Raw genomic sequence first — 7,903 nt, forward strand, 5'->3', positions numbered from 1 at the left:
TGAGGCAGAGTATTAAAGATAGGAAGTGTGCTGTGGTCTGCATCTATTATCTTGTGGCTATCTATAATAATAAATACTATACGGAATACTTTTTATTCCTTCAGGTTTTTTATAAGAGAGTTCTTCCATGCATTACCCGGAGAGTAAATTACCCAAAGTGGGGACAACCATCTTTTCTGTGATGTCTCATTTAGCGGCCCAGCATGATGCGGTTAATCTGTCACAGGGTTTTCCGGATTTTGAAGGTCCGGAACTGATGCGAGAGCGGGTTGCGTTTTATATGGCCAATGGGGCAAATCAGTATGCGCCTATGACCGGGGCTGAACCACTGAGAGCGGCGATCGCAGAAAAAGTACAGCGCCTGTATGGTTACTCTGCCTGTTCTGAAAAAGAAGTGACGATAACCTCCGGGGCAACAGAAGCGATATTTGCTGCAATCAGTGCTGTGGTACGTCAGGGGGATGAGGTTGTCGTGTTTGATCCTGCCTATGACTGTTATGAGCCTGCTATTGAACTGAATGGTGGTATTTGTCGTCATTTACCACTGAGCTTACCTGATTTCAGTATTAACTGGGACTTGTTGAAAGATACACTTTCCCCTCGTACCCGGATGATCATTGTGAATACACCCCATAACCCCAGTGGTGCCACTCTCAGCCGTACAGACCTGGACTTGCTGGCTGAACTGATCAGAGATACACATATTCTGCTATTGGGTGATGAAGTATATGAGCATATCGTCTTTGATCAGCAACCTCATAACAGTCTGTTGTGTCATTCAGAACTGGCGGCAAGAAGTTTTGTCGTATCTTCTTTTGGCAAAACCTACCACACCACAGGCTGGAAAGTGGGCTATTGTATTGCTCCTGAGCCTCTCACCACTGAACTACGCAAGGTTCATCAATATCTGACTTTCAGCACCGCAACGCCCTTTCAGCTGGCGATTGCTGATTATATGCAGCAACATCCTGAGTATACGACTGCTTTACCCGGTTTTTATCAGGAAAAACGGGACCTGTTCTGTCAGTTGCTGCAAAGCAGTTCGTTTGATTTCTCTCCGACAAAGGGAACCTATTTCCAGCTGGTAGATTATAGTCGTATCAGCGAGATGGATGATGTTAGTTTTGCTCGTTGGTTAACCTCAGAGAAAGGTGTGGCAGCTATTCCTGTATCTGTATTCTGTGAGCAGCCAGTCCCTGATATGAAGCTGGTGCGTTTCTGTTTTGCAAAAGGAGAACAGACACTACATCTGGCTGGTGAGCGTCTGAGCCAGCTATGATACTCATCAGATTTTATAACTTCTGATACTGGTGTCTGATCAGTATGAATCCAGATAAATAAAGGAGCGGATATGCAGAATCTGAGAGTTTCTCTTGTTCAGTCTGATCTGCACTGGCATGAGCCACAGACCAATCTGACGATGTTTACTGAAAAAATGAGTGAGCTGGCCGGTAAAACAGATCTGATTATTCTGCCTGAAATGTTCAGTACCGGATTTACCATGAACCCGGAAAGTGTTGCTGAGCCAGAGAATGGCCCTGCTTTCAAGTGGATGGAAGAACAGGCAGGCAAGCTGAATGTCGTTGTCTGTGGCAGTGTGGTGGTACAGTCTGACCAGGGGTATCACAATCGATTTTACTGGGTTGAACCCGATGGTCATTTTGTTTTTTACGATAAGCATCACCTGTTCCGGATGGCCGGAGAGCACAGATACTATCAGGCTGGTCTGAAGCGTCTGATTATTGAATATAAAGGTTGGAAAATTCTGCCTCAGGTTTGTTATGACCTGCGCTTTCCGGTCTGGAGCCGCAATAATGCTATGACTGGCGATAATGACGATACTGTTGAGCAGGAATACGATCTGGCCATTTATGTGGCGAACTGGCCTCAGGTACGTAATCATCCCTGGCAGGTTCTGTTGCAGGCCAGAGCCATTGAGAACCTGTGCTATGTAGCAGGTGTAAACCGTGTGGGCGTGGATGGAAATAATTTGCCATACAGTGGTGACTCGGCCCTGATAGATTTCAAAGGGCTGACAAAAACATCTGCTTATCCGGGAGAAGAGATTATTCTGACAACTCACCTGGATAAACAGGCCCTGCTTGATTTCAGAAATGCCTTTCCCGCTATGAATGATGCGGATGCGTTTAAATTGCTATGAATAAATCTCCCGGTTTTTCTTAACTAACCGGGAGATTTATTCCAGGCGTTATTGCTCCTTTCTGATGCTTCCTGTGACTAAAGTGTTACTTATCAGCGCGTTACTGGTGCATAGCCAGAACAGGATGTCACCTTTTGTGGCACTGAATCCCTGCTTTTGTTATGCCTTCCTTTTGGCAGGTAGTGGTGACTTTTTACCCCCTTTTCAGGGGTGTATTGTTTTATTTACTTATAACCAGGCGCTATTTCATCAGCTTCTGGCTGTTTTTTTCTTCATGAGCTACGTTTAAATCAGAACAGTTTAATGCTTTTTTATAATTGTTTTTAAGCCACCTGGAACAGCCTTTGCTTTTTTGACTATAGCGTCATCAAGAGTCATTGATGCAAAAGCGCTGTAATCCTATGAACCATAAGCAACGAAGCAAATGTTTTCAGATGAGCGGTGAAGTACGTATTTAACAGGCTTCTGAATAATAAGTATTGAAAGCATTTTGTTTCGCTATGTAGAGGACGAATAACAATGAAGAAACTGGGTCTTATTGCTGCCACAGCTGTAATGTCTGTATCTGTGACAGGGACTGCTATGGCATCTGCCACACTGGATGCGGTTAAAGAACGCGGTTATGTGCAATGCGGCGTTACTACAGGTGTACCAGGTTATTCCAACCCTGATGACAAAGGTAACTGGAAGGGTATGGATGTTGATGTTTGTCGGGGTGTTGCAGCAGCGACTCTGGGAGACGCGGATAAAGTTAAATATATTCCTCTGAATGCTAAGGAGCGTTTTACCGCATTGCAATCCGGTGAAATTGATATGCTATCCCGTGTTACTACCTGGACGCTGACCCGTGATTCGTCTCTGGGTCTGAACTTTGCCGGTGTGACCTATTACGATGGTCAGGGTTTTATGATCAATAAAAACCTGGGCGTTAAGAGTGCGTTAGAACTGGATGGTGCTTCTCTGTGTATTCAGTCGGGCACAACCACAGAATTGAATGCTGCGGATTATTTCCGCGCTAACAAAATGCAATTCGAGCCAGTGGTATTTGATACCGCAGATCAGACTGTGAAAGGTTTTGAAGCAGGTCGTTGTGATGTTCTGACATCAGATCAGTCTCAGCTGTATGCGCTGCGTATCAAACTGGCTAAACCAGATAGCGCTATGGTGCTGCCTGAAATTATTTCTAAGGAGCCTCTGGGGCCTGTAGTGCGTCAGGGGGATGATGGCTGGTTCAATATTGTGAAATGGTCTCTGTTTGCCATGATCAATGCGGAAGAGATGGGCCTGACGTCCGGCAACATTGACAGCAAAATGAAAAACTCCAGTCCTGCACTGGATCGTTTTGTGGGTAAAGAAGGCATTAAGGGCTCAGGCCTGGGGCTGAGTGATGACTGGGCCTATCAGATTGTGAAGCAGGTGGGCAGCTATGGCGAAGCCTTTGATCGCAATCTGGGTATGGGATCACCACTGAAAATTGAACGTGGTCTGAACGCGCTGTGGAATAAAGGTGGTCTGCAGTACGCTCCACCTATTCGTTAATCCGGTATTGAGTGAGAATACACTGATATGTGTTTATCCGGACTTCAGACGAATCTCATCAGGTTCGTCTGAATTGGGGAAATCCGAATAAATACGATCAGAGTAAACACTGCTTTTCTGAATAGTCCGACAGGCATTGTGTACAGCTTTCCTGCCTGTACATGCTAAGCCTCTGCCTGTCGGCTCCCGCCTTTGTTTCCGGAGGTTTCTTTATGCAAAATGCCAATAAGTCGCCGTCTTCCCGGGTTCCGGAGCAGAAGACGCGCTTCTGGCATGATCCTGCAAAACGCGCTCTTGCCTTCCAGATTCTTCTGGTTCTTGTGGTCGTTGGTTTTGTCGGAATGATTGTCCAGAATACCCTGAATAACCTGGAAAGCCGGGGTATTACCACAGGTTTTGATTTCCTGTCCCAACAGGCCGGTTTTGGTATTACCCAGACACTGATTGAATACACAGAATCCAGCAGCTACGGCACAACCTTCGTAGTGGGCTTGCTGAATACTATTCTGGTTTCTGTATTAGGTATTATTGTTGCTACTGCCCTGGGTTTTCTGATGGGGGTTGCCCGACTGTCTAATAACTGGCTGGTAGCTAAAGTAGCTTCCGCTTTTGTGGAAGTTTTTCGGAATATTCCTCTGCTACTGCAGATTTTCTTCTGGTACTTTGCAGTATTGCAGGCATTGCCTTCACCCAGGAAAAGTATCGAACTGCTCGATACCTTCTATCTGAACGTCCGTGGGTTTTACATGCCTCAACCTGTACCTCAGGAAGGGTTTGGTCTGGTGTGGCTGGCTCTTGTTATTGCCTTAATTGTGTCTTATCTGGTGATTCGCTGGAATGCGAAACGTCAGGATGAAACAGGACAACGCTTCCCTGCCTACTGGACTGCTTCTGGTCTGATTGTTGGCCTGCCTTTGCTGGCATTTTTAGTCTCAGGAGCGCCTCTTGAGTGGGATCATCCGGTACTGAAAGGTTTTAACTTTCGAGGAGGGATGACTATTCTGCCGGAACTGGCTGCTCTCTGGGTGGCTCTCAGTATTTATACTGCGGCCTTTATTGCTGAGATTGTGCGTTCAGGCATTGAAGCGGTTTCCAAAGGACAAACAGAAGCAGCCAGTGCTCTGGGGCTGAGTCAGGGTAAAGTATTGCGTCTGGTGGTGATCCCTCAGGCTGTACGAGTGATTATCCCGCCGTTGACCAGCCAGTATCTGAACCTGATTAAGAACTCGTCTCTGGCTACAGCCATTGGTTATCCGGATCTGGTCTCCGTATTTGCCGGAACCACTCTGAACCAGACGGGGCAAGCCATTGAAGTGATCTTTATGACCATGCTGGTTTATCTGACTCTGAGCCTTCTGGTGTCAGCCTTTATGAACTGGTTTAACAGCAGAATGGCGCTGGTTGAGCGTTAAAAGGACAGGAGATATTCCATGAGTGATCTGAGTAAAGTCAGACATGAGATGTTGCCCGACCTGCCACCGCCTGAAAATACGACAGGCCCGGTAGGCTGGATGCGTCGGCATCTGTTTTCCAGCGTAACCAATACGGTTCTGACCCTGTTTACGCTCTATATACTTTATATTCTGCTGGTGCCCACCATTGACTGGGCGTTTATCAAAGCGGACTGGTTCGGGGAAACCCGTGATGCCTGTACGTCTGGTGGTGCTTGTTGGGTGTTTGTCACGACCCGTTTCAGTCAGTTTCTGTACGGCTTCTATCCGGAAGAGCTGACCTGGCGTATTAATCTGGCCTTTATCCTGTTGGCTGTACAGCTGGTCTGGTTGATGATCCCTAAATTGCCATTTAAAGGCATCGTCTCTGTATTGGTGCTGTTTGTTTATCCGGTGGTGGCATTTTATCTGCTCTATGGCGGAAGCTTCGGGCTGGATGTGGTGGAAACCCATAAATGGGGAGGTCTGTCGCTGACACTGGTGCTGGCCGTGATCGGTATTGTGGCTGCATTGCCGTTCGGGGTATTACTGGCACTGGGACGCCGTTCTGAGATGCCGATTGTAAAGAGTTTCTGTGTGGTTTACATCGAGCTCTGGCGTGGTGTACCTCTGATTACAGTGCTCTTTATGGCGTCGGTGATGTTGCCTCTGTTTGTTCCTGCAGAAGTCACTTTCGACAAATTATTGCGTGCTCTGATTGGTATTGTGATGTTCCAGTCTGCTTATATGGCAGAAGTGGTGCGTGGTGGCTTACAGGCCATTCCAAAAGGCCAGTATGAAGCGGCTCAGGCTCTGGGATTGAACTACTGGAAAATGATGGGGCTGATTGTATTGCCTCAGGCGCTGAAACTGATGATTCCAGGCATTGTGAATACCTTTATTGCGTTGTTTAAAGACACCAGTCTGGTACTGATTATTGGCCTGTTTGATCTGCTGGCTATTGTTCAGGCCGGTCTGACTGATCCGAAGTGGCTGGGTTATTCCGTTGAAGGTTATGCCTTTGTGGCACTGATGTTCTGGATATTCTGTTTTGGTATGTCCAAATACAGTCAGCATCTTGAACGCCACTTCCACACGGGTCATGGCTCCCGTTAAGCCCCCCCCCCGACAGAATTCTGGAGAGATTATGAGTAATACTCGTCAGCTTGATGACAAAGTGATGGTAGAGATGCGTGGGGTGAATAAATGGTACGGCCAGTTCCACGTATTAAAAGATGTTAACCTGAAAGTACGTCAGGGCGAACGTATTGTGATTTGTGGGCCATCCGGTTCAGGTAAGTCCACCACGATTCGCTGTATTAATCGGTTGGAGGAGCATCAGAAGGGCGATATCGTCGTCGCCGATACTGTTCTGAACAATGATTTGAAAAACATTGAAACCATTCGTCGGGAAGTCGGCATGGTGTTTCAGCACTTTAATCTGTTCCCTCACCTGACAGTGCTGGAGAATTGTGCGCTGGCCCCTATCTGGGTACGAAAAACACCCCGTGCAGAGGCGGAAGAGATTGCCATGAAATATCTTCGCCGGGTACGTATCGAGGAACAGGCGCTGAAATATCCCGGACAGCTCTCTGGTGGTCAGCAGCAGCGTGTGGCGATTGCCCGAAGTTTGTGCATGAATCCTCAGGTGATGCTGTTTGATGAACCTACATCAGCACTGGACCCGGAGATGATCAAAGAAGTGCTGGATGTCATGATTGAACTGGCAGAAGAGGGTATGACCATGCTGTGTGTGACCCACGAGATGGGGTTTGCTAAAACAGTAGCAGACCGGGTGATCTTTATGGATAAAGGTCAGATTATTGAAGAAAATGAACCAGAAGCGTTCTTTAATAATCCTCAATCTGAACGAACACAGGCTTTCCTGAGCCAGATTCTTAATCATTAAAAGCTAAAAACAGATATCCAGCCCAGAAAAACAATTCCTTCTGGATATCTGTCCTTTTTACGGCTCTTTCATTCGAAGGAGATGCCCGGTCAGCGTGCAGACCGGGCTTTTTTAGCCGTATCAGGCGAGTATTACAGCTACCTCGGATGCATCACTGACGCCGGAGATTGTGAGATATACGGCGTTGTCCTGATTATCATTGCCAAAGTTAACTAACAGTGAACCCTGAAATGGATTGTACTGTACTGATATCGCTTCGCCATACAGGTTATCCCCGTCAAGCTCATTCAGAGTGTTTCCTGAACCACCTGTCACTCCGGTAAACTTCAGTGTGTCTTCAGATGTATTGAAGTTATTAATACTATAAGCACCACTACTGATATCTGACTTTGACAGAGTAATAATATCTTTTACTCCATCAGATGCCGTGATATTACCACTTGAGTCAGGGGTCAGTATTTTTGAGTTACTATCATCGTTGATGGTAACATTTCCTCCATTTACCATACCAGAAGATGGAATGCCTGAAGATATATTCAGTACATCAGTGACAAAGCTGTTTTGGCTATAAGAGCTGCCGCTCTGCCCGGTCAATGGGTTTCCCCCGGTCATAAATGTAAAGTTATCTGCCCCTAGAACGGTAAGTACTCGCACAGTTATTTTCCGCTAAACTGAAAGGGTGATAATTGATATTTGAGAGCATAAATATGAGATTCGTTCCTCCATTATCTGACGATGAAGTGACTGCATTAAAATCACTACATAACCATGCGGACAAACCTGCAACTCGTCGCCGTGCTCACGCCATCTTACTGAGCCATAAACAGTTCTCCATGGATCAAATAGCCCATATTCTTGATATCA

General features: G+C 46.5%; 7 protein-coding genes. 6 read left to right on the forward strand and 1 reads right to left on the reverse strand.

Annotated features, from left to right (window positions below; translation table 11 throughout):
• The first annotated feature begins 127 nt into the window (after positions 1-127).
• The 6 genes from H4O21_RS15000 (at position 128) to H4O21_RS15025 (ending at position 7,039) form a co-directional block, all read left to right on the forward strand.
• Complete coding sequence (locus H4O21_RS15000) at positions 128-1,279, forward strand: pyridoxal phosphate-dependent aminotransferase (protein WP_182809687.1); 1,152 nt, start codon at positions 128-130, stop codon at positions 1,277-1,279.
• A gap of 72 nt (positions 1,280-1,351) precedes the next feature.
• Positions 1,352-2,161, forward strand: a complete 810-nt coding sequence (locus H4O21_RS15005) for an amidohydrolase (protein ID WP_182809688.1) — start codon at positions 1,352-1,354, stop codon at positions 2,159-2,161.
• A 519-nt stretch (positions 2,162-2,680) separates the two neighbouring features.
• Positions 2,681-3,700, forward strand: a complete 1,020-nt coding sequence (locus H4O21_RS15010) for an amino acid ABC transporter substrate-binding protein (protein ID WP_182809689.1) — start codon at positions 2,681-2,683, stop codon at positions 3,698-3,700.
• Between the two features lie 212 nt (positions 3,701-3,912).
• Positions 3,913-5,112 carry an amino acid ABC transporter permease gene (locus H4O21_RS15015; protein WP_182809690.1) on the forward strand — a complete coding sequence of 400 codons (1,200 nt, stop codon included), beginning with the start codon at positions 3,913-3,915 and terminating at the stop codon, positions 5,110-5,112.
• A gap of 18 nt (positions 5,113-5,130) precedes the next feature.
• Positions 5,131-6,246, forward strand: a complete 1,116-nt coding sequence (locus H4O21_RS15020; RefSeq protein ID WP_182809691.1) for an amino acid ABC transporter permease — start codon at positions 5,131-5,133, stop codon at positions 6,244-6,246.
• Between the two features lie 64 nt (positions 6,247-6,310).
• Positions 6,311-7,039, forward strand: a complete 729-nt coding sequence (locus tag H4O21_RS15025) for an amino acid ABC transporter ATP-binding protein (protein ID WP_182809697.1) — start codon at positions 6,311-6,313, stop codon at positions 7,037-7,039.
• 120 nt (positions 7,040-7,159) lie between these two features.
• Here the strand turns inward: H4O21_RS15025 and H4O21_RS15030 are convergent, their stop codons facing one another.
• Complete coding sequence (locus tag H4O21_RS15030; RefSeq protein ID WP_182809692.1) at positions 7,160-7,693, reverse strand: hypothetical protein; 534 nt, start codon at positions 7,691-7,693, stop codon at positions 7,160-7,162.
• Between the last annotated feature and the right edge of the window lie 210 nt (positions 7,694-7,903).

It is taken from the genome of Oceanospirillum sediminis (genome assembly GCF_014164585.1).
Classification (GTDB): domain Bacteria; phylum Pseudomonadota; class Gammaproteobacteria; order Pseudomonadales; family Halomonadaceae; genus Oceanospirillum; species Oceanospirillum sediminis.